This is a genomic window from Solwaraspora sp. WMMD791 (assembly GCF_029581195.1).
Lineage (GTDB): Bacteria > Actinomycetota > Actinomycetes > Mycobacteriales > Micromonosporaceae > Micromonospora_E.
Window position 1 is genome coordinate 6802082 of sequence record NZ_CP120737.1, and the last position, 20774, is coordinate 6822855.

At 72.4% G+C, this 20774-nt stretch carries 21 protein-coding genes; 13 read left to right on the top strand and 8 right to left on the bottom strand.

The window, feature by feature from the left end:
• Positions 1-89 precede the first annotated feature (89 nt).
• Together O7623_RS30720 and O7623_RS30725 are read left to right on the top strand one after the other, a co-directional pair.
• Positions 90-308, top strand: coding sequence for a DUF3039 domain-containing protein (locus O7623_RS30720; RefSeq protein WP_282226406.1), 219 nt, complete (start codon positions 90-92; stop codon positions 306-308).
• A gap of 85 nt (positions 309-393) precedes the next feature.
• Positions 394-2118 (top strand): DEAD/DEAH box helicase family protein, encoded by a 1725-nt coding sequence (locus tag O7623_RS30725; protein WP_282226407.1) that lies wholly within the window; start codon positions 394-396, stop codon positions 2116-2118.
• Positions 2119-2206: 88 nt separating this feature from the next.
• Here the strand turns inward: O7623_RS30725 and O7623_RS30730 are convergent, their stop codons facing one another.
• The 4 genes from O7623_RS30730 to O7623_RS30745 all read right to left on the bottom strand — a co-directional run bounded on the left by O7623_RS30730 (position 2207) and on the right by O7623_RS30745 (position 5466).
• Entirely contained in the window at positions 2207-2695 is a 489-nt protein-coding gene (locus O7623_RS30730) for an SRPBCC family protein (protein WP_282226408.1), read from the bottom strand.
• Positions 2695-3102, bottom strand: coding sequence for a metalloregulator ArsR/SmtB family transcription factor (locus O7623_RS30735; RefSeq protein ID WP_282226409.1), 408 nt, complete (start codon positions 3100-3102; stop codon positions 2695-2697). Before O7623_RS30735 ends, O7623_RS30730 begins: the two co-directional genes overlap by 1 nt.
• A 187-nt stretch (positions 3103-3289) precedes the next feature.
• Positions 3290-3520, bottom strand: a complete 231-nt coding sequence (locus O7623_RS30740) for a hypothetical protein (protein ID WP_123604458.1) — start codon at positions 3518-3520, stop codon at positions 3290-3292.
• Between the two features lie 242 nt (positions 3521-3762).
• The gene (locus O7623_RS30745; RefSeq protein WP_282226410.1) at positions 3763-5466 is read right to left on the bottom strand and encodes an RNA polymerase sigma factor; all 1704 of its coding nucleotides are present in this window, start codon (positions 5464-5466) and stop codon (positions 3763-3765) included.
• A gap of 339 nt (positions 5467-5805) precedes the next feature.
• Here O7623_RS30745 and O7623_RS30750 point away from each other — a divergent pair, with 339 nt between their 5' ends.
• Entirely contained in the window at positions 5806-6621 is an 816-nt protein-coding gene (locus O7623_RS30750) for an inositol monophosphatase family protein (protein ID WP_282226411.1), read from the top strand.
• A 100-nt stretch (positions 6622-6721) separates the two neighbouring features.
• Here O7623_RS30750 and O7623_RS30755 read toward each other — a convergent pair whose 3' ends face one another.
• Positions 6722-7237, bottom strand: coding sequence for a LytR C-terminal domain-containing protein (locus O7623_RS30755; protein WP_282229664.1), 516 nt, complete (start codon positions 7235-7237; stop codon positions 6722-6724).
• 430 nt (positions 7238-7667) lie between these two features.
• On the opposite strand from O7623_RS30755, the gene O7623_RS30760 reads away from it, so the two are divergent.
• The gene (locus O7623_RS30760) at positions 7668-7964 is read left to right on the top strand and encodes a DUF4193 domain-containing protein (RefSeq protein ID WP_282226412.1); all 297 of its coding nucleotides are present in this window, start codon (positions 7668-7670) and stop codon (positions 7962-7964) included.
• Between the two features lie 94 nt (positions 7965-8058).
• On the top strand, positions 8059-8967 hold the full coding sequence (locus O7623_RS30765; RefSeq protein WP_282226413.1) for a hypothetical protein: 909 nt from the start codon (positions 8059-8061) through the stop codon (positions 8965-8967).
• Here O7623_RS30765 and O7623_RS30770 read toward each other — a convergent pair whose 3' ends face one another.
• Complete coding sequence (locus O7623_RS30770) at positions 8968-9507, bottom strand: DUF3093 domain-containing protein (RefSeq protein ID WP_282226414.1); 540 nt, start codon at positions 9505-9507, stop codon at positions 8968-8970.
• A gap of 124 nt (positions 9508-9631) precedes the next feature.
• Here O7623_RS30770 and dut point away from each other — a divergent pair, with 124 nt between their 5' ends.
• From dut to O7623_RS30790, 4 genes are all read left to right on the top strand, one after another.
• Positions 9632-10117, top strand: a complete 486-nt coding sequence (dut, locus tag O7623_RS30775) for a dUTP diphosphatase (protein ID WP_282226415.1) — start codon at positions 9632-9634, stop codon at positions 10115-10117.
• 111 nt (positions 10118-10228) lie between these two features.
• Positions 10229-10915, top strand: coding sequence for a DUF3710 domain-containing protein (locus O7623_RS30780; protein WP_282226416.1), 687 nt, complete (start codon positions 10229-10231; stop codon positions 10913-10915).
• A gap of 151 nt (positions 10916-11066) precedes the next feature.
• A complete protein-coding gene (locus tag O7623_RS30785) occupies positions 11067-11447 on the top strand; it encodes an OB-fold nucleic acid binding domain-containing protein (RefSeq protein WP_282226417.1) in 381 nt (126 codons plus the stop codon).
• 67 nt (positions 11448-11514) lie between these two features.
• Positions 11515-12261, top strand: coding sequence for a DUF3159 domain-containing protein (locus tag O7623_RS30790; protein ID WP_282226418.1), 747 nt, complete (start codon positions 11515-11517; stop codon positions 12259-12261).
• Positions 12262-12350: 89 nt separating this feature from the next.
• Here O7623_RS30790 and O7623_RS30795 read toward each other — a convergent pair whose 3' ends face one another.
• The gene (locus O7623_RS30795; protein ID WP_282226419.1) at positions 12351-13040 is read right to left on the bottom strand and encodes a TrkA family potassium uptake protein; all 690 of its coding nucleotides are present in this window, start codon (positions 13038-13040) and stop codon (positions 12351-12353) included.
• A gap of 1 nt (position 13041) precedes the next feature.
• Positions 13042-13707 carry a TrkA family potassium uptake protein gene (locus tag O7623_RS30800; protein ID WP_282226420.1) on the bottom strand — a complete coding sequence of 222 codons (666 nt, stop codon included), beginning with the start codon at positions 13705-13707 and terminating at the stop codon, positions 13042-13044.
• A 173-nt stretch (positions 13708-13880) separates the two neighbouring features.
• Here O7623_RS30800 and O7623_RS30805 point away from each other — a divergent pair, with 173 nt between their 5' ends.
• The 4 genes from O7623_RS30805 to O7623_RS30820 all read left to right on the top strand — a co-directional run bounded on the left by O7623_RS30805 (position 13881) and on the right by O7623_RS30820 (position 20750).
• Positions 13881-15935 (top strand): APC family permease, encoded by a 2055-nt coding sequence (locus tag O7623_RS30805; protein ID WP_282226421.1) that lies wholly within the window; start codon positions 13881-13883, stop codon positions 15933-15935.
• A gap of 50 nt (positions 15936-15985) precedes the next feature.
• Positions 15986-17251, top strand: a complete 1266-nt coding sequence (locus O7623_RS30810) for a TRAM domain-containing protein (protein WP_282226422.1) — start codon at positions 15986-15988, stop codon at positions 17249-17251.
• Between the two features lie 102 nt (positions 17252-17353).
• Positions 17354-19354: a 1-deoxy-D-xylulose-5-phosphate synthase gene (dxs, locus tag O7623_RS30815; protein WP_282226423.1), complete on the top strand. Its 2001-nt coding sequence runs from the start codon at positions 17354-17356 to the stop codon at positions 19352-19354.
• A gap of 37 nt (positions 19355-19391) precedes the next feature.
• A complete protein-coding gene (locus O7623_RS30820) occupies positions 19392-20750 on the top strand; it encodes a PQQ-binding-like beta-propeller repeat protein (RefSeq protein WP_282226424.1) in 1359 nt (452 codons plus the stop codon).
• Positions 20751-20774 lie beyond the last annotated feature (24 nt).

A 20774-nucleotide genomic window follows, 5' to 3' on the forward strand; every position in this document is an offset into this window, starting at 1 on the left:
ATCGCAACGGTACGGGGCGGTGGACCGGGCCGGAGGTTGGACCCGTACGCCGTGAACTGCCAGACTCTCAGCCGGAGGTGGGAGACGACGTGAGCACCGAGGTTCTGGAGCGTCCTGAGGTCAAGGACGCGGACACCGGTCCGGAGATGTTCCATTACGTCCGAAAGGACAAAATCGCGGAAAGTGCCGTGATGGGCACCTTCGTGATCGCACTCTGTGGCGAACGTTTCCCGGTCACCCGAAGCCCCAAGCCCGGGGCGCCGGTCTGCCCCCGGTGCAAGGAGATCTACGAGTCGATGGCCGGCTGAGCCGGCACCCGATCGGCCTTCGCGACCAGCGGCCGCGAGGGCCTTTTCGTGGGCGGAAGTAAGCGGACAGCGGAAAGGGGTGCGCGTGCCGGCCAGCATGCCGACGGTCGACACCTTCCCGGCGCTCCGTGGTTGGCAGCGCCGGGCACTGGTGGAGTACCTGCGCCGGCGCAGCGAGGACTTTCTCGCGGTCGCGACCCCCGGTGCCGGCAAGACGACGTTCGCACTGCGGATCGCCGCCGAACTGCTCGCTGACGGCACCGTCGAGGCGGTCACCGTCGTCGCCCCGACCGAGCACCTGAAGACCCAGTGGGCGCTGGCCGCCGGCCGGGTCGGCATCCAGCTCGACGCCGCGTTCCGCAACGCCGACCTGCACTCGTCGGCGGACTTCCACGGCGCGGTGGTGACCTACGCCCAGGTCGGCATGGCACCCCAGGTGCACCGTCGCCGCACGATGACCCGCCGCACCCTGGTCATCCTCGACGAGATCCACCACGCCGGCGACTCCCGGTCGTGGGGCGACGGTGTGAAGTCCGCCTTCGAACCGGCGGTCCGGCGGTTGATGCTCACCGGGACGCCGTTCCGTTCCGACGACAACCCGATCCCCTTCGTGCGCTACGAGGCCGGCGGCGACGGGCTGGCCCGGTCCCGGGCGGACAGCGTGTACGGCTACTCCGACGCGTTGCGCGACGGCGTGGTGCGCCCGGTGCTGTTCCTGGCCTACTCGGGGGAGACCCGGTGGCGCACCAGCGCCGGCGACGAACTGGCCGCCCGGCTCGGCGAACCGATGACCCAGGATCTCGTCGCGCAGGCCTGGCGGACCGCGCTCGACCCGGCCGGCGACTGGATGCCGGCGGTGCTGCGCGCGGCCGACGCCCGACTCGGCGTACTGCGCTCCGGCGGGATGACCGACGCCGGCGGCCTGGTCATCGCCAGCGACCAGGCGGCGGCCCGCTCGTACGCGCGGCTGCTGGAGCGGGTCACCGGGGAGAAGGCCGCCGTGGTGCTCTCCGACGACGTCGGCGCCTCGGCCCGGATCGCCTCGTTCGCCGCCTCCGAGCAGCGATGGCTGGTCGCGGTCCGAATGGTCTCCGAAGGGGTCGACATCCCCCGGCTGGCCGTCGGCGTCTACGCGACCAGCGCCTCCACGCCGCTGTACTTCGCCCAGGCGATCGGCCGGTTCGTCCGGGCCCGTCGCCCGGGCGAGACGGCGACGGTCTTCCTGCCCAGCGTCCCGCACCTGCTCGAGCTGGCCAGCGAGATGGAAGCCGAGCGTGACCACGTGCTGGGCGCGGCGAAGAAGCGGGAGGGCTTCGACGACGACCTGCTCGAGCGCGCCCAGCGCAACGAGCAGGCCAGCGGCGAGCTGGAAAAACGGTTCGAGGCGTTGTCCGCCACCGCCGAGCTGGACCAGGTGATCTTCGACGGCGCGTCGTTCGGCACCGGCGCGCAGGCCGGCACGCCGGAGGAGGAGGAGTACCTCGGGCTGCCGGGCCTGCTCACCGCGGACCAGGTGGCGGTGCTGCTGAACCGGCGACAGGCCGAGCAGGTCGCCGCCGCGCGACGGGCCCGGTCCGAGCAGCAACCGGTGCCCGCCGCCCGCCAGCCGGAACGGGCGCCGACCGCAGGGGAGCGGCGGATCGCCCTGCGCCGCCAGCTCAACGCCCTGGTCGCCGCGCATCACCACCGGACCGGACTGCCCCACGGCAAGATCCATGCCGAGTTGCGGCGCCGGTGCGGTGGTCCCCCGAGTGCGCAGGCCACCATCGAGCAGCTGGAAGAACGCATCGCGATGGTGCAGACGCTCTGAGCCGGTGCCGGTGCCGGTGCCGGTGCCAGGTGGCGGTGCCGGTCGCCGGCGCGGTCGGTCGGTCGGTCGGCTCAGTCGGTCGGTCGGCTCAGTCGGCCGCGAGCAGGTCGTCGAGTGTGGCGTAGCCCTCACGGATGCCGTGCTCCATGCCGCTGGCGAGCATCTGGTCCCGGGCGATCATGTTCTCCACCACCGCGAGTACGGTCACCCGGGTGCCGCCGTCGGGCAGGTCCTCGAAGGTGGCGGTCTCCAGACTGACCCCGTCCGGTACGCCGTCGTAGGTGAACGTCTGCACCAGGCGCTCGTCCGGGCGGACCTCGTGGAACGAGCCGTAGAAGCCGGCGAGCCGCTCGCCGTCGCGCCAGTGGGTGTAGCGGTAGCTTCCGCCGGTGTGCCCCTGCCAGTGCTCGATGGTCATCTGCACGCTGGCCGGTCCGACCCACCGGGTCGCCAGGTCGGGGTCGATCCAGGCGCGGAACACCCGCGCCCGCGGGGCGGCGAAGTCGCGGATGATCCGGATGGTCGGCAGGTTCGGGTCGGCTTCGATGCGGGTCTCGTCGCGGGTGGTACTGGTCATCAGGCAGCTCCTTGTCGGTTCCGTTGCGCGGGTGCGGTGCGGTCGGCCCGGTCCAGCTCGGCCCGGTCGTTGGTGCCTGACTCGGCCCGGTCCAGGTCGGCCAGTACGGCGTCGAGCCGGCGGAACCGCTGCTCCGCCTGCCGGCGGTACCGTTCGATCCACCGTGTGGTCAGGTCGAGGACGTCGGCCTCCAGGTGGCACGGGCGCCGTTGGGCGTCCCGGGCCCGGCTGACCAGCCCGGCCTCCTGGAGCACCTTGATGTGCTTGGAGACCGCCTGCACCGAGACGTCGTACGGTGCGGCCAGGTCGTTGACGGTGGCGTCGCCATCGGCCAGCCGGGCGACGATGTCGCGGCGGGTGGGATCGGCCAACGCGGCGAACACCCGGGACAGCTGGTCGTCGGTCATCAGCACACCTCATAATCAACCTATCGGTTGAATACGAGCCTAAGGCTAGGTCGGCCAGCATGCAACCCATTGGTTGAATAACGAGGTCGCAGTGGTGTCGGCGGCGCGGGGTGGGGCGCACACGAAGCGACGGCCGGGACCCCCGCTGTCGGGGGTCCCGGCCGTCGCTATCGGGTGGTACGCGTCGTCAGTTGGCCATCAGATCGGCGCCACGCCAGGTGAACTCGGGGTCGGCCTTGAACTGCACCGCGATCTTGACGAGATCGTCGGCGTACTTGTTCGCGTGGTGTCCGCAGAACACCAGCTCACTGCCGCCCGCCAGGGTCACCCGTAGTTTGCCGGCCGCGTTGCACCGGTCGCACCGTTCATCGGCGCCTAGGGCATCCACCGTCTCCGGAGGCGTGAGAGTCGGGGTCATCGCCTTCCTCCTCTGGTCGTCACCGATGAACACACTCTTCGGTCTGTCACCCATCGTCCAACACCGGCGGGGGTCCCCGCCTTCCCGATGTGCCCCCGGGGGACCGGGCTCACACCTGGTAGGCACAGTGTGCCGTGCACCAAGGGTGCCACGTCAACGATCACCGCCGGGTAACGCCCTGATGACCTGCGCTTGATAGACGCCAAGTGACGAAGGTTACACATTCGGTGGAGTGTCCGGGGTCAGTCCAGATAGTCCCGAAGTACCTGAGAACGGGACGGGTGGCGCAACTTGGACATGGTCTTGGACTCGATCTGGCGGATGCGTTCCCGGGTGACGCCGTAGACCTGTCCGATTTCGTCCAGCGTCCGAGGTTGACCGTCGGTGAGACCGAATCGCAACCTGACGACGCCCGCCTCCCGCTCGGACAGGGTCTGCAGCACCTGCTGCAGCTGGTCCTGCAGCAGCGAGAAGGAGACCGCGTCCACGGCCACCACGGCCTCGGAGTCCTCGATGAAGTCACCGAGCTGGCTGTCACCCTCGTCACCGATGGTCTGGTCCAGCGAGATGGGCTCCCGGGCGTACTGCTGGATCTCCAGCACCTTCTCCGGGGTGATGTCCATCTCCTTGGCCAGCTCTTCCGGAGTGGGCTCCCGACCCAGATCCTGCAGCAGCTCACGCTGTATGCGGCCGAGCTTGTTGATCACTTCCACCATGTGCACCGGGATGCGGATGGTGCGGGCCTGGTCGGCCATGGCCCGGGTGATGGCCTGGCGGATCCACCAGGTGGCGTAGGTGGAGAACTTGTAGCCCTTGGTGTAGTCGAACTTCTCGACGGCGCGGATCAGGCCCAGGTTGCCTTCCTGGATGAGGTCGAGGAAGGCCATCCCGCGCCCGGTGTACCGCTTGGCCAGCGACACCACCAGCCGTAGGTTCGCCTCCAGCAGGTGGTTCTTGGCCCGCTCACCGTCGCGGGAGATCCAGCCCAGGTCCCGGCTCAGCTGGGTCGGCAGGCTCTGCTCGCCCTCCTCGGCGGCCCGCAGCCGCTCGGCGGCGTACAGGCCGGCCTCGATGCGCTTCGCCAGCTCGACTTCCTGCTCGGCGTTGAGCAGCGGCACCTTACCGATCTGCTTGAGGTAGGCGCGGACCGAGTCGGCGGAGGCGGTCAGCTCGGCGTCCCGCCGGGCCTGCTTGAGCGCCTCGGACTCCTCGTCGTCCCACTCGAAGTCGTTGTCCCGGGTGGCGTCGGCCTCGGCGGCCTGGGCCAGCTCGGCCGGCTCCTCCACCACGACGTCCTCGATCTCGGCGGCCAGCGTCTCGGGATCGATCTCGTCGTCGCCGGTGGCCGGTGCCTCGCCGTCCTTGGCGGTGGCCTTGCCTGCCTTGGCGGGTGCGGCCTTGCCCGGTGTGGCCTTGGCCGTCGCTCCGGCCGCCTTGGCCGCCGTGGCGCCGCCTGCGGCCTTCGCGGCCCGGGCCCGGGTCGCCTTGGCCGGCGGCGCGGAATCGTCCGGCGTCGCGCCGTTGCGCGAGGCCGTCGGCACGGCCGCCGTCGTGGCCTTGCGGGTGGTGGCCTTCTTCGCCGGTACGGCGGCGGTCACCGCGACCGGCGCCGCCTCGTCCGGTGCGGGCGCCTGCTTCGGCGGGGCCGGCGGCGGCGCCGGGGCACGGCGGGTGGTCTTGGCGGTCGTGGCCTTGGACGCGGGGGTGGCGGCACGCGCGGCGGCCACCCGGCGGCGGGTGCTGGCCGAGCCGTCGACCACGACCGTGATCCCGGCGTCGGCGAGCGCCCGCAGGATCTTCTTGGCCTGGGCCGGGGTCACTTCGGCGGACTCGACCGTCCGTGCGACCTCGGCCGACGTGAGCTGACCGCCGGCCCGTTCGGCATGTGCGATCAGCGTGTCGGTTAGCGAGCGTACGTCGGCGCCGGTGTGGCGGAGTTCTGTCACGAATGACCTTCCGGAGCGATGAACGAGCACGGCCGGACCGGCCACCGCAGCGCGGAGCGACGTGCCGGTTGTGATTGTGTGACCCCCGCGACGGCGCACCGGCCGGGCCGGTGAACCGTGGCACGAGGGCAGGCGTGAATTGTAACGCCGTTTGTGGGGATCATCCCGCCACGCGCGAGCCAGCCGCCGGTCGGGGGCCACCGACATGGGACGAACGTGGACTTTGACAGGATGTTACCCCTGCCGTACGGGTCATTGTCGCTGACCGCCCGGGTGATGTGCGGGTTCGGGAAGGGACGCCTGTGCCACCGGGACGGACACCTGCAACGAGGGGGGACCATGGCGGAACCGACACCGGACCCGCAGGATCTGCTGAAGATCGCCGTCGAGGTCGCGCGGCACGCCGCGCGGACCGCCCGCGAGATGCGCCGCGAGGGCGTCTCCGGGTTGGCGACCAAGAGCACCGCGACGGACGTGGTCACCGCGGCCGACCGCGCCGTCGAGCGGCAGGTCGGGGCGGCGTTGCGCGAGCTGCGGCCCGCCGACGCGGTGCTGGGCGAGGAGTACGGCGACGCCGCGCTGGCCGGCCCGGCCCGGGTGCGCTGGATCCTCGACCCGATCGACGGCACCGTGAACTACCTGTACGGCCTGCCGAACTACGCGGTCTCGCTCGCCGCCGAGGTGGACGGGCAGGTCGTCGCCGGGGTGGTGCACAACGCCGCCACCGGGGCGGAGTGGACCGCGACGATCGGCGGCGGGGCCTACCGCGAGGGCCAGCGGCTGTCCGGCTCCGGGCGGACCGAGCTGTCCCAGGCGTTGGTGGCCACCGGCTTCGGCTACGACGCCGCCCGTCGGGTGCACCAGGCCCGGGTGCTGGTCGGTCTGCTGGCCGAGGTACGCGACATCCGTCGGTTCGGGGCGGCGGCGCTGGACCTGTGTCTGGCGGCGGAGGGCGGAGTCGACGCCTACTACGAAAAGGGTCTCAACATCTGGGACCACGCGGCCGGTGGGTTGATCGCGGCGGAGGCCGGCCTCACGGTGGGCGGGTTGGCCGGGGCGTCAGCCGGCCCACAGATGCTGGTGGCCGCGCCGCCGGCGCTGTTTCCCGCGCTGACCGAGCACCTGGTCCGGCTCGACGCCGCCGGCGGGCCGTGACCGGCCGGTGCGGTCCGTACGACCGGACGCCGGGTCCGGTCCGTACGGACCCGGCCGGGTCCGGTCCATACGGCCGGGTCCGGTCCGGCGGCGCTGCCGGCTACTGTGGCGCGGCGCAGGTCTCCGGCGGCAGGACCGGTTTGCCGAGGGCGGCCAGGGACTGGTTGACCTCGGTGGTGGTGGCCAACTGACGGAACCCGTTGCCGATCACCACGTCGACGATGTCGTCCTCCCGCGCCGGGTCGTACTCGGTCGTCGCCTGGTCGAGGAAGTAGGCCCGCATCAGGTGTGCCGAGCCGACCGCCTTGGGGCCGTAGCGCAGCACGGCCACGCCGTCGATGCGCCGACCCTCCGGGTCGTTGGCCGCCTCCTCGATCTGGAAGTTTCGGTTGCCCAGGTCGTCAGCGACGTTCGTGGCCAGTCCGCTGGTGTCGGTGGCGTTGAAGACGTTGAGCCGGACCTCCTTCGCCTCGCGCAGCGTGACGTCGGCGACCGCCCAACCCGCCGGGCAGGACGCCGCGGCGGTGTCGCCGCTCTGGCTGTCGCGGACCATCGCGACGACGACGAAGATCAGGGCGAGGACGACCAGGACGCCGACGACGACCAGCGCTCGCACGCGCGCAAAGCTCATGAGATGGCCCCCTGCAGGTGTGACGGTGCCGGAGTCGGCGCGCCGCACCGGTGACAACCGAGTATGCCGCCGAGGTTAGCGGTTGTCCGTCCGGCGCGGGAAACAGCGCCGCCCTCCGGCGTGCCGACGATGATCGGTGGCCAGGTACCCCTATCTTCGTGTCGCCTGAGTCACATTGGGAACAAGTTCCGGCGTCTGGGCGTACATCAATCCCACAAGGGCGGTATACATGCGTCGGCCAGAGGGGGGTAAGGTACCGCGCTCGCGGGGGGAGTTTCCTGCGGAAACCGCAAACCGGCACAAACCGGCACGAACGCTGGTCTGCGGTCCCAACGAGGGGACCCGCAAGGGAACCGAATTACCGTCGTCCGGCGTTATCACCGGAAGCGACTGAACGATACGGGAGAGTGAACCGATGGCCACCGACTACGACGCTCCGCGTCGAGACGAGGTCGACCTCGGCGAGGACAGCCTGGAGGAGCTCAAGGCACGGCGCGTCGACTCACAGTCGGGCGCCGTCGACGTGGACGAGGCCGAGGTGGCCGAGAGCTTCGAGCTGCCCGGAGCCGACCTGGCGGACGAGGAACTGACGGTGAAGGTGCTGCCGATGCAGTCGGACGAGTTCCGCTGCGCGCGCTGCTTCCTGGTCCATCACCGCAGCCAACTCGCCGTCGAGCGCAACAACGAGCTGATCTGTCGCGAGTGCGCCTGACGGCGTACCGGGGGAGCAGGAGGCGTGCGGCGACCTTGGAGACGAGGTCGCCGCAGTCACCATTGGTGCCGGTCGACCCGCCGTGGAGGCACACATGACCGAACCCGACGACGCGACCCGCCCGGACGGGCCGGAACCGGTCCGCCCGGACGGATCGGTTCCGACCAGACCCGACGGGTCGGAGCCGGCCCGGTCCGACGAGTCGGCGGCACCGTCGGGCGACCTCGCCCGGCTGCCCGGCACCGACCGCTTCGCCGCGACCGTCGCCGAGCTCACCGGCGACGGTGTCGACCCCGGTCGGCGCCGTCACCTGCTGCGACGCCTCGTGGGGCAACTGCGGCGGCGGGGTGTGACCGAGTTGTTCCGGCCCTCGGCGGCGATGCGCTGGTTGGTCGCCGCGGTCGCCGACGTCGCGCCGTACATCCCGATCCGCGACCGGGACACACTGCGCGCCCACCACCCCGGCCTGGACGACGAGGAGCTGGCCGAGCGGCTGATCCGCAACGCCAGCCGGGTCAGCGCCGGCATCGGCGCCGCCGGTGGCGGCATCTCCGCGATCCAGTGGGCCGCCACGCCGACGTTGCTGTCCGCCCCGGTGCTGCTGGCGGCCGAGACCGTCGCGGTCGTGGCAGTCGAGCTGAAACTGGTCGGGGAGCTGCACCAGGTGTACGGCGTACCGGTGCCCGGCAGCGGCACGGAACGGGCGATCAACATGATCCACTCGTGGGCGAACCAGCGGGGGGTCAACCCGGTGGTCCCGGGAGTCGGCGTCGGTGCGGTCCTCGGCACCGCCGCCCGTCGGGAACTCGGTGAACTGCTGCTGCGCCGGTTCGGCCGCAACCTGACCACCCTCGGGCCGTTCCTCACCGGCGCGGCGGTCGCCAGCTACCTGAACCGGCGGGCGACCCGTGCACTCGCCGATCGGGTCCGGGCGGACCTGCGAACCCAGCGGCGGGCGCTCGGCCTGATGCATCCGCCGCCGCCGCCGGCGATCGGCCCCTGATCAGCCGGTCGGGCCCACGGCGTCCGCCGCGGTGGCGGACGTACCGGGTGCCCGGTCGCGTGCGGCCAGGATCTCGGCCGCCAGCCGGACCGGCTCCCGGCTGCTCACCACCCAATACGGCGTGGGATCGGCCGGGTCGTCGAGGACGATCTGCACCGCGCCGGAGACCCAGGGGCGTTGGATCACGAACGCCAGCGGGTCGGCACCCACCCCGAGCAGTTCCCGGCGGCCGTCGGCGTCCAACGCGACGACGTCGGCGACGTGGCGCAGCGGCAGCCGGGCGTCGTCGACCTGGAACTCCTCCGTCGTGACCCGGACCGGGATCCGGCCGAGCCACCACAGTCCGACGGCGGTGGCCGGCAACAGCACACTGAACGGCAGCCAGGCACGGACCCCGGAGGTACCCATCCACACCTCGGCGGCGAGGAGGGCGGCCAGGCCGAGGGCGCAGGCCCAGAGCCACCACGGCAGCCGCAGCCGCTCCCGGTAGGACGCCACGGCCCGGTACGGTGTGTCGCGGTCAGCGGAAACGGCAGCCACGCCGTCCGAGACTACGCCGTCGCCGGGACCGACCGCCGGCCGACCGGCGGCGAGCCGACCGCGGGCGCCCCCGGCTCACGGGGGCGACGACGGCGCGACGAGGTGCGACGAGCAAGGAGGAGTCATGTCCGAGCTGGTGCCGGTGCCGGTGCGGCGGCTCGATCCGGGACTGCCGCTGCCGCGGTACGCCCATCCCGGTGACGCCGGTGCGGACCTGTTCGCGGCCGAGGACGTGGAGCTGGCGCCGGGGGCCCGGACACTGGTGCGCACCGGGGTGGCGGTGGCCCTACCGAGTGGGTACGTCGGTCTGGTGCACCCCCGGTCGGGGCTCGCCGCGCGGTTGGGTGTCACCGTGCTCAACGCCCCGGGTACGGTCGACGCCGGTTACCGTGGCGAGATCCTGGTGAACCTGATCAACCACGATCCGACGCGATCCGCCACGATCTCGCGTGGTGACCGGATCGCGCAACTTGTGATACAACGCGTGGAAACTGCAGATTTCCGGGCTGTCGACGAGCTGCCCGACTCCGCGCGTGGCGCGGCCGGGCACGGATCGACCGGTGGTCACGCCGGACTCTCCGCACCGGCCGCCGACGTCCCGATCGGCTAGCACCCCCGGGACGGACCCCGACCGTCGCGGCGGTCCGTCGACAGCCCATACTCCGCTGTACGCGGCCCGTCACGGCCGGGACAGCGACTCGCACAACGGAGGGTTGGCATCGTGGTCTTCTCCCGCGGCCGTGGGCGCGGCCGGCACGCCAAGGACGAGCAGGCGCAGCACGACACGATCGAGGCGCAGCCGTCGTCCGGGCCGGCGATCGGGCCGTACGACGTCTCCGAGGCGCCGACCGGGGTCCGTCGGCTGGACCTGGGCAGCCTGCAGATCCCCGCGATCGAGGGCGTCGAGGTGCGGGTGCAGGCCAATCCCGACGGGGTGATCCAACAGGTGGTGCTCGCGAACCGGGGCAGCGCCCTGCAGTTGGGGGTCTTCGCCGCACCCCGCAGCGAGGGCATCTGGGACGAGGTACGTGCCGAGATCGCCGAGTCGCTGCGCCGCGACGGTGCCACCGTGCAGGAGACGACCGGCGACTACGGTCCCGAGCTCGTCGCCCGGGTGCGCACCCCGGAGGGCCACACCCACCTACGGTTCGTCGGGGTCGACGGACCGCGTTGGATGGTGCGGGGCCTCTACCAGGGGGCGGCGGCGGATCCGGCCGCCGCCGGGCCGCTCGCCGAGGCGCTCCGGGGCCTGGTGGTCGACCGTGGCCAGGAAGCGAAACCGGTACGGGAACCGCTGCCGCTGCGGCTGCCCCGGGAGATCGCCGACCAGGCCGGCCAGGCGCCGGCCGCCCAGGCCTCGGCATCTGCGGCACCGGCTGTCCGGTTGCCTGGCTCTCCGACGCCGTAGCGTCGGCGGTCGCCCCGACGCCGCAAAGGTCGGCGTCGCCCCCGTCGACGGGGGCGGCCAGCGGGGCGGAGCACGGCGTACCCTGGACGGGTTGGACGCGACGGGGTGCGGCCGCGGCGGCACCGGCGACGGCAGGAGGGGGCGCACGGCCATGGCGATCGACGAGCGCCGTCCATCGTTGCGTCGGTTCCTGCGTCGGCTGGCCGCCACCGAGGACGAGTTGGACGCCGAGCAGCTGCAGCGCTCCAGCGCCGAGTGCGGTTCGGTGCCCGCTGGGCAGTGTCACCGTGGCGAGCTGGTCTCGGTGTCCGGTCGGCTGCGTACCGTCGTCTACTGTCCGCGGACGAACCTGCCGACCCTGGAGGCCGACCTCTACGACGGCAGCGACGTCGTCACGCTGGTCTGGCTGGGGCGGCGGCGGATCGCCGGCATCGAGCCCGGACGCCAGCTCACCGCCCGTGGCCGGGTCGCGGTACGCGACGACCGCAAGGTGATCTACAACCCGCACTACGACCTGGAATCCCCCAGGTGAGCCGGCCGGCGACCGTCGGCCCGGTCGACGCCGCAGGACGGTCGGCGAGGACAGGAGACGGTGGGCGATGACGTTCGGGCAGCAGGGTGCCGGTCCGGCGGCGCGGCGCGACGACGTACCGCGGACCGACCGGCCCACGGCGGCGTCGGCGCCGGCGGCGACCGACCCCGACGAGGCCGACGAACGGCTGCCGAGCATCACCGAGCAGATGGCCGAGCAGCTGGGCGGCTGGCGTGGCCTCGTCGAGTCCAGCGTGCCGATCGCCGTCTTCGTGATCTGCAACGTGATCTGGGACCTGTCGGTCGCCCTGATCGCGGCGGTCGGCGTCGCGGTCGGCATCGCCGTGGTCCGGCTGGCGCAGCGGCGCCCCATCCGGCATGCGGTCAACGGGCTGTTCGGCATCGGCATCGGCGCGCTGCTGGCCTGGCGCACCGGCGAGGAACGTGACTTCTACCTGCCGGGCATCCTGTACGGCATCGGCTACGGCCTGGCCCTGCTCGGCTCGGTGGTGATCCGCCAACCGTTGGTCGGCTGGATCTGGTCGGTGCTGGCCGCCGGCGGCCGCTCCGAATGGCGTACCGACCCGGTGTTGATCCGCACCTTCAACCGGCTCACCGTGCTCTGGGGCGTGGTCTGGCTGCTCAAGGTCGGGATCCAGGCCGGCTTCTACGTCGCGTCGATGGAGACCGCCCTGGGAGTGTCCCGGCTGCTGCTGGGTTATCCGCCGTACGCGGTGCTGCTGGCGATCACCATCTGGGTGGTCCGGCGGGTGAACCGGCAACGTCAGACCGCCGAGCCGCTGCCGGCGACCTGACCGTCCCGGCCACAGCCGCCCGCCGGACACTCCGACGGCTCGACCCGGCCGGGTCACGGCGGCTACTCGCCCCGGCGGGGTCAGGGCGGCTACTCGCCCCGGCGGGTCCGTTCCACGCTGTCGGCGCCGAGGACCACTGCCCGTACGTCGTCCTCCACGTCGGCGGTGCAGACGAAGACCAGCTCGTCACCGGGCTCCAGCGGGTCGTCCGGGCCGGGTGTCAGGACCCGCTTGCCCCGGACGATCGCGACCAGCGCGCAGTCCCGTGGCAGCGGCACCGTGTGCACCGCGTGCCCGACGTGCGGGGCGTCGGCCGGCAGGGTGATCTCCACCAGGTTCGCCTCACCCTGACGGAAGGTCATCAGCCGGACCAGGTCGCCGACGGTCACCGCCTCCTCGACCAGCGCCGCCATCACCCGTGGCTTGCTGACCGCGACGTCGACCCCCCACTGCTCGGTGAACAGCCACTCGTTCTCGGCCCGGTTCACCCGCGCCACCACCCGGGGCACGCTGAACTCGGTCTTGGCCAGCAACGACACCACCAGGTTGACCTTGTCGTCGCCGGTGGCGGCGACGACGACGTCGTAGGCGGCCAGTTCGGCGTCCTCCAGGCTGGCCACCTCGCAGGCGTCGGCGAGGACCCACTCGGCGTCCGGCACCCGTTCGCGGCGGACCATCGCCGGGTTGCGCTCGAAGAGGGTCACCTGGTGTCCGTTGTCGATCAGTTCCTGGGCGATGGATCGGCCGACGTTGCCGGCCCCGGCGATGGCGACCCGCATGTCACCGCGCTCCTTCCGGCAGGCTGCTCGCGGTCAACGTGACCGCGTCCGCGATGTCGTCGGTGACCAGCATGAACACCTGGTCGCCCTCCTGCAGCACGGTCGTCGGACCGGGCAGGGTGCCGATGCCGAACCGCATCAGGTACGCCGCGCGGGTCCGGGTGGCGGCCTCCAGCGCCGCCAACGGCCGACCGATCCACTCCCGGTGCACCGGCACCTCGATGATCGACACGGTGCTCGTCGGGTCCCGGAAGATCTCCACGTGACCCTCCGGCACGAGATGGCGCAGCATGCGGTCCGCCGCCCAGCGCACCGTCGCCACGGTGGGGATGCCCAACCGTTCGTAGACCTCCGCCCGGCGCTGGTCGTAGATCCGCGCCGCGACCCGGGACACGCCGAACGTCTCCCGGGCCAGCCGCGCCGAGATGATGTTGGAGTTGTCGCCGCTGGAGACGGCGGCGAAGGCGTCCGCCCGCTCGATCCCGGCCGCCGTCAGCACGTCCCGGTCGAACCCGGTGCCGGTGACGGTGCTGCCGGCGAAGTCGGCCGGCAGCCGGCGGAACGCGGTCGGATCCTGGTCGATCACGGCGACCGAGTGACCACGGTCCTGCAGGTTGTGGGCCAGGGTCGCACCGACCCGGCCACAGCCCATGATCACGACGTGCACCTGAGTCCTCCCGCAGGCGAAGGGTCGGGCGCGTACCGGGGCGGACCCGCGCCCGTCTGCCAGCCTGCCATGACACGGCCGGTGACGCCGCCGACCGTACCGTGCCGGTGCCCGGTGGCGCTGATCAGCCACCCGGATTCGCCAGGTGGCGGGCCACCGTACCCTTAGCGGTTGTGGCCAGTCCCACCTCCTTGATCAAGCGCCTGCTGCTGGGCCGGCCGTTCCGATCCGACCGCCTGCAGCACACCCTGCTGCCCAAGCGGGTGGCGCTGCCGGTCTTCTCCTCCGACGCGCTGTCGTCGGTGGCGTACGCGCCCGACGAGATCCTGCTGACCCTGTCGATCGCCGGCGCGGCGGCGTTCGTCTACTCGCCGTGGGTGACTCTCGCGGTCGCCGTGGTGATGGTGACCGTGGTCGCCAGCTACCGGCAGAACGTGCACGCCTACCCGTCCGGCGGTGGCGACTACGAGGTGGCCAGCGTCAACCTGGGGCCGCGCTTCGGGGTCGGGGTGGCCAGCGCGCTGCTGATCGACTACGTGCTCACCGTCGCGGTCTCGGTCGCCTCCGGGGTGGCCAATCTCGGTTCGGTGCTGCCGTTCGTCGCCGAACACAAGGTGGCGGTGGCGGTCGGCGCGGTGGTGCTGCTCACCGCCCTGAACCTGCGTGGGGTCCGCGAGTCCGGGCGGATGTTCGCCGTCCCGACGTACGGGTTCGTCATCGTGATCGGGGCGGTGATCGCCACCGGCCTGATCCGGATCTTCGTTCTCGGCCACGATCTGCGGGCGCCCAGCGCCGATCTGGTGATCAGCGCCGAGTGGGTCGACCTGAGCGCCTTCGCGATGGTGTTCCTGCTGCTGCGGGCCTTCTCGTCGGGCTGCGCCGCGCTGACCGGGGTGGAGGCGATCTCCAACGGCGTACCGGCGTTCCGGCCGCCGAAGAGCCGCAACGCCGCGACCACCCTGCTGCTGCTCGGCACCTTGTCGGTGGCCATGATCGGCGGGATCATCTGGCTCGCCCAGCTGACCGGCCTGCAGTTCGTGGAGAACCCGGCGCGGCAGATCGAGTCCGGCCCGCCCGGGTACGTGCAGAAGACCGTGGTCGCCCAACTGGGCGAGACCGTCTTCGGGTCGGGGCTGCTGCTGTTCCTGGTCGCCGGGGTGACCGCGCTGATCCTGTTCCTCGCCGCGAACACCGCGTTCAGCGGTTTCCCGGTGCTCGGGTCGATCCTCGCCCAGGACCGCTACCTGCCCCGCCAACTGCACACCCGGGGTGACCGGCTGGCCTTCAGCAACGGCATCCTGTTCCTGGCCGCCTTCGCGATCGTGCTGCTGGTCGTGTTGCAGGCCGAGCTGACCCGACTGATCCAGCTCTACATCGTCGGGGTCTTCGTCTCGTTCACCCTGTCCCAGGCCGGCATGCTGCGGCACTGGAACCGGCGGCTGCGTACCGAGCGGGATCCAGCGCGGCGACGGCGGATGCAGCGGTCCCGGGCGATCAACGGGTTCGGCATGACGCTGACCGGCGCGGTGCTGGTCGTCGTCCTGGTCACCAAGTTCGCGCTCGGCGCGTGGATCGCCATCGCCGCGATGGCGTGCGTCTACGCGGTGATGCTGGGAATCCGCCGGCACTACGACACGGTCGCCCGGGAACTGACCCCGGCCGAGGGCCGGCCGGTGCTGCCCGCCCGTAACCACGCGATCGTCCTGGTCAGCAAGGTGCACCTGCCGACGCTGCGGGCGGTCGCCTACGCCCAGGCCACCCGGCCGGACACGCTGGTCGCGTTGACCGTGCGGGTCGACGACGCCGACACCCGCGCGGTGCGGGCCGAGTGGGACCGGCGGGAGTTGCCGGTGCCGCTGACCGTGGTCGACTCGCCCTATCGGGAGATCACCCGGCCGATCATCGACTACGTCAAGTCGGTCCGCCGGGACGCGCCGCGTGACGTGGTGACAGTCTTCATTCCGGAGTACGTGGTCGGCCACTGGTGGGAGAACCTGTTGCACAACCAGAGTGCGTTGCGGCTCAAGGGCCGCCTGCTGTTCGAGCCCGGGGTGATGGTGACCAGCGTGCCGTGGCAGTTGGCGTCGAGCGCCGCCCGTGACCTCGACCGTTACGACGAGACGCTGAGCCGGACCCCGGCCCGGGGCCCGCGCCCGTCGGTCGACGACGACGCCGGTCCGGCCGACGGGGGTCCTGTCGACACGGGTTCCGGGCGGGCGGAGCAGTGACGGCCGGCTTCGCGGCGGCGGCTGACTCTGCGGCGGCGGCTGACTCTGCGGTGGCGGCCGACTCTGCGGCGGCGGCCGACCGGGATCCGTTGGCCGAGGGCGACCGGGTCACGGTCCGGGTGAGCGCGCCGGCCCACGGCGGTCACTGCGTGGCCAGGTTCAACGGTCAGGTGATCTTCGTCCGGCACGCCCTGCCCGGCGAACTGGTCACCGTCGACGTCACCGAGGTCCACCGGGGCTACCTGCGCGCCGACGCGGTGGCGGTGGCCGAGCCGGCGCCCGAGCGGGTCGAGCCACCCTGCCGGTACGCCGGACCGGGCCGCTGCGGCGGGTGTGATCTGCAGCACGTCAGTGTCGCCGGGCAGCTGGACTGGAAGGCCGCGGTGGTCCGCGAACAGCTGCTGCGGCTGGCCGGGCTGACCACCGCCGAGGTCGACGCGCTCGACGTACGGGTCCGGGCGTTGCCCGGCGGCCCGCTGGGCTGGCGGACCCGGGTCCGGTACGCGGTCGACGCCGCGGACCGCGCCGGCCTGCTCAGGCACCGCTCACACGAGGTGGTGGCCGTGGACCGCTGCCTGATCGCACACCCGGCCATCCAGGTGCCGGCGGCTCTGCCGTCGCCAGCCCTGGTGTCCTCGGCCGACGGACCGCGCTGGCCCGGGGTCGACGCGGTCGAGGCGGTCGCCTCCGGTGCCGGTGACGTCGTCGTCATCCCGACCCCTGGTGGCAGCGGCGACGTACCGGTGACGGAGACCGCCGGCGGACGGCGCTTCGACCTGCCGGCCGGGGCGTTCTGGCAGGTGCATCCGGCCGCCGCCGACACACTGTCCGCCGCCGTGCTGGAGTTGCTGGAGCCGGCGGCGGGGGAGTCGGCATGGGATCTGTACGGCGGCACCGGACTGTTCGCCGCCGCCCTGGCGACCCGGACCGGGCCGACCGGCCGGGTCACCCTGGTCGAGTCGGCCGGTCCCGGTGTCGCTGCGGCCCGGCGCAACCTGGCCGACCTGCCGCAGGTCGAGGTGGTGGCGGCGCGGGTGGAGCAGGCGCTGGCCCGACGCCGGATCACCGGACCGGTCGACCTGGTGGTACTCGATCCGCCCCGCGCGGGCGCCGGGGCGCAGGTGGTGGGCCCGATCGCCGCCGCCACCCGCCGGGCGGTCTGCTACGTCGCCTGCGATCCGGCCGCACTCGCCCGTGACCTGCGGACCTTCCGCGACCTCGGCTGGAGGTTGACCGGACTGCAGGCCTACGACTGCTTCCCGATGACCGGGCACGTCGAGTGCGTGGCCCTGCTCACCCCGGTGCCGTCCCGATAGACTCGGCGGTCATGGGCGGACGCCGCGCGGGCCGAAGCGCGCATCGCCGCCGGATGACGTCCCGCGTGCCGACGACGGCACGCAGGGCAGTTGGGAGCGAAATTGAGCCGAGCAGAGGCAGGAACCGACGGCCGCTTGCTGGCCACCGTACGCACACCACAGGACGTCAAGCGGCTCTCCGCCGAGGAGTTGACGCTGCTGGCCGCCGAGATCCGCGACTTCCTGGTCGCCAAGGTCTCCCGCACCGGCGGCCACCTGGGGCCGAACCTCGGCGTGGTCGAGTTGACCATCGCGATGCACCGGGTCTTCGACTCGCCCCGGGACCGGTTCCTGTTCGACACCGGTCACCAGGCGTACGTACACAAGATCCTCACCGGCCGGCAGGCCGGTTTCGACCAGCTCCGCCAGCGTGACGGCCTGTCCGGCTACCCGAGCCAGGCCGAGAGCGAGCACGACCTGATCGAGAACTCGCACGCCTCCACCGCCCTGTCCTACGCCGACGGTCTGGCCAAGGCGTACGCGCTGCGGGGCGAGGCGCGCAGCGTCGTCGCGGTGGTCGGCGACGGCGCGCTGACCGGCGGCATGTGCTGGGAGGCGTTGAACAACATCGCCGGGGCGCGTAATCCGCTGGTCGTCGTCGTCAACGACAACGGCCGGTCGTACGCGCCGACCATCGGCGGGCTCGCCGACCACCTGGCCGCGTTGCGTCTCAACCCGGGCTACGAGAAGGTCCTCGACCTGGTCAAGGAGTCGCTGGGGGCGACGCCGCTGGTGGGCCGGCCGATGTACGAGGTGCTGCACGCGGTCAAGAAGGGCATCAAGGACGCGGTCGCCCCGCAGACCATGTTCGAGGATCTCGGCATCAAGTACGTCGGCCCGATCGACGGGCACGACCTCGCCGCTGTCGAGTCGGCGCTGCACCGGGCCAAGACCTTCGGCGCGCCGGTGATCGTGCACGTGGTCACCCGCAAGGGGTACGGCTACCGGCCGGCCGAGGAGGACGAGGCCGACTGCCTGCACGGTCCGAGCAGCGCCTTCGACGTGGAGACCGGCAAACTGCTGGCGGCGCCGGCGGTCAAGTGGACCCACGTCTTCGCCGACGAGCTGGTGGCGATCGCCGACGAACGCCCCGACGTCGTCGGAATCACCGCGGCGATGGCCGAGCCGACCGGGATCGCCTCGCTGGCCCGCAAGTACCCGCAGCGTGTCTACGACGTCGGCATCGCCGAGCAGCACGCGGCGACGTCGGCCGCCGGGCTGGCGATGGGCGGGCTGCATCCGGTGGTGGCGGTCTACGCGACCTTCCTCAACCGGGCGTTCGACCAGGTGCTGCTGGACGTGGCGATGCACAAGCTGCCGGTCACCTTCGTTCTGGACCGGGCCGGGGTGACCGGACCGGACGGGCCCAGCCACTACGGCATCTGGGACATGTCGGTCTTCGGTGTGGTGCCGGGGCTGCGGATCGCCGCGCCCCGCGACGCCGCCACCCTGCGGGAGGAGCTACGCGAGGCGGTCGCCGTCGACGACGGCCCCACCGTCGTGCGGTTCCCGACCGGATCGGTCGCCGCGGACCTGCCGGCGGTCCGCCGGGTCGGCCCGGTCGACGTACTGGTCGAGTCCGACCGTGCCGACGTGCTGCTGGTGGCGGTCGGTGCGTTCGGGACACTGGGCGTCGACGTCGCCGCCCGGGTCGCCGAGCAGGGGTACGGGGTGACCGTGGTCGACCCCCGCTGGGTGCGTCCGGTCGCCGACGAGCTGGTCACCCTCGCCGCCGGGCACCGGCTGGTGGTCACCGTCGAGGACGGGGTACGTACCGGCGGGGTCGGGGACGCCCTCGCCAAGGCGCTGCGCGACGCCGACGTCCGGGTACCGCTGCGTGACCTCGGCGTACCGGCCGACTGGCACCCGCATGGCAGCCGGGCACAGATCCTCACCGATCTGCGGCTGACGGCCCAGGACGTGGCGCGTGACGTGACCGGCTGGATCTCCGGGCTGGACGACCCGGACGGCACCTCGGCCCCCGGCGCCGGCCTGGTCGCCGACGTCGGTGACGCCGACGAGCCGGGCCGGCGGGCCACCCGACGCGGCGCCGGCCGCAGCTGACCGGGTCTCGCCGGCCGGGAGCGTGCAGGAGTCGCCGGTGACCGCTGTCATCGACCTCGGTGAGGTCGGGCGTCGGCCACCGGAGCCCGGGCTGCCTGCCGGCCGGCGGTTCGGCCGCCGGCCGGCCCGGCCGTGGCTGGCCGGGCTGCTGGTCGTCGTCGTCCTGGCGACCGTTGCCGCCGCGCCCCCTCAGCTGCCGGAGCCGGTCCACCTCGGGTCCGGCTTCGAGGCCCAGTCGCTCATCGCCGGCGACCTGCTGTTCGTCATCGACGCCGGCGACGACGCGGACGTTGACGGCAGGCCCCCCGCCAACGCCGGTGACGACACCGGCGGTCGGACGATCGCCGCGTACACGCTGCCCCGGGGCGAGCTGCGCTGGCGCGTGCCGGTCCCGCAGCCCGGCGATGGTCGGCTGGGCCGGACCCTGACCGGCCTCCAACACGTCGCCGATCTGCTGCTGGTCGGCTTCTTCGACCGGGCAGGTGCTCCGGGTACCACCGCCGTCGACATCGCCGACGGGTCGGTGCGTTGGTCGGCCGACGGCTTCCTCGTGGGCGCCGTCGCGGACGACGCGATGGCGCTGTGGATGCCACGCAGTGAGATCGACCCGCGCACGCGGGAGTGGGTTCCGTCCGGGGTCACCCTGCGGGTCGTCGAGGCCGGCTCCGGGCGTACCCGCTGGACCGTGTCGACCTCGGCGCAGGCGGAGCTCCACTACCGGCTCGACGGCGACCTGCTCACCGACGTGGTGGAGGTCGAGCTCGGTGGTCGGGTCCGGGTCCGCGACGCCCGGACCGGCCAGCTGCGCACCGACGGGACGACCGGGCGGCCGATGGAACCGGGCCCTACCTGGGTGGTGGCCGACCTGCTCGTGACGATGACCGACGACGCCCTGTGGAGCGTCGACCTGGCCACGCTGACCCCGCGCTGGTCGGTGCCGGTGCCACTGGTCGGCGGCCTCACCCCGTGCGCGCCGCTGCTGTGCCTGACCCAGCCCGCTGGCGGAATCCGTGCGCTGGACCCGGCCGACGGCACCGTACGGTGGTCCCACGACGAGTGGATCCTCAACTCCGAATTCGGCCGCTACCTGCTGATCACCTCTCCTCGTCAACCGGACCGACCGTCGGCGCAGCTGGTGGTCGACCCGGCAACCGGCGAACCGGTCGCGGCCGATCCGTACTGGACGCCGTTCGCGGCCACCGCCGACGGCTGGCTCGGCCTGCGGTACGACCCCTACCAGTCGGCGGTGTGGGTGGCCAGGATCACCCCGGACGGCTCGCCGCCCCGGGTGCTGCTGCGACTGGCCGACGTGGTCGACAACTGCCAGGCCGGCGCCGACGTCGTGGTCTGCCGACGGGTCGGTGGCGGGCTCGGCGTCTCGGCACTACCCGACTAGTTTCAGCGTCGACCCTGCGGTTTC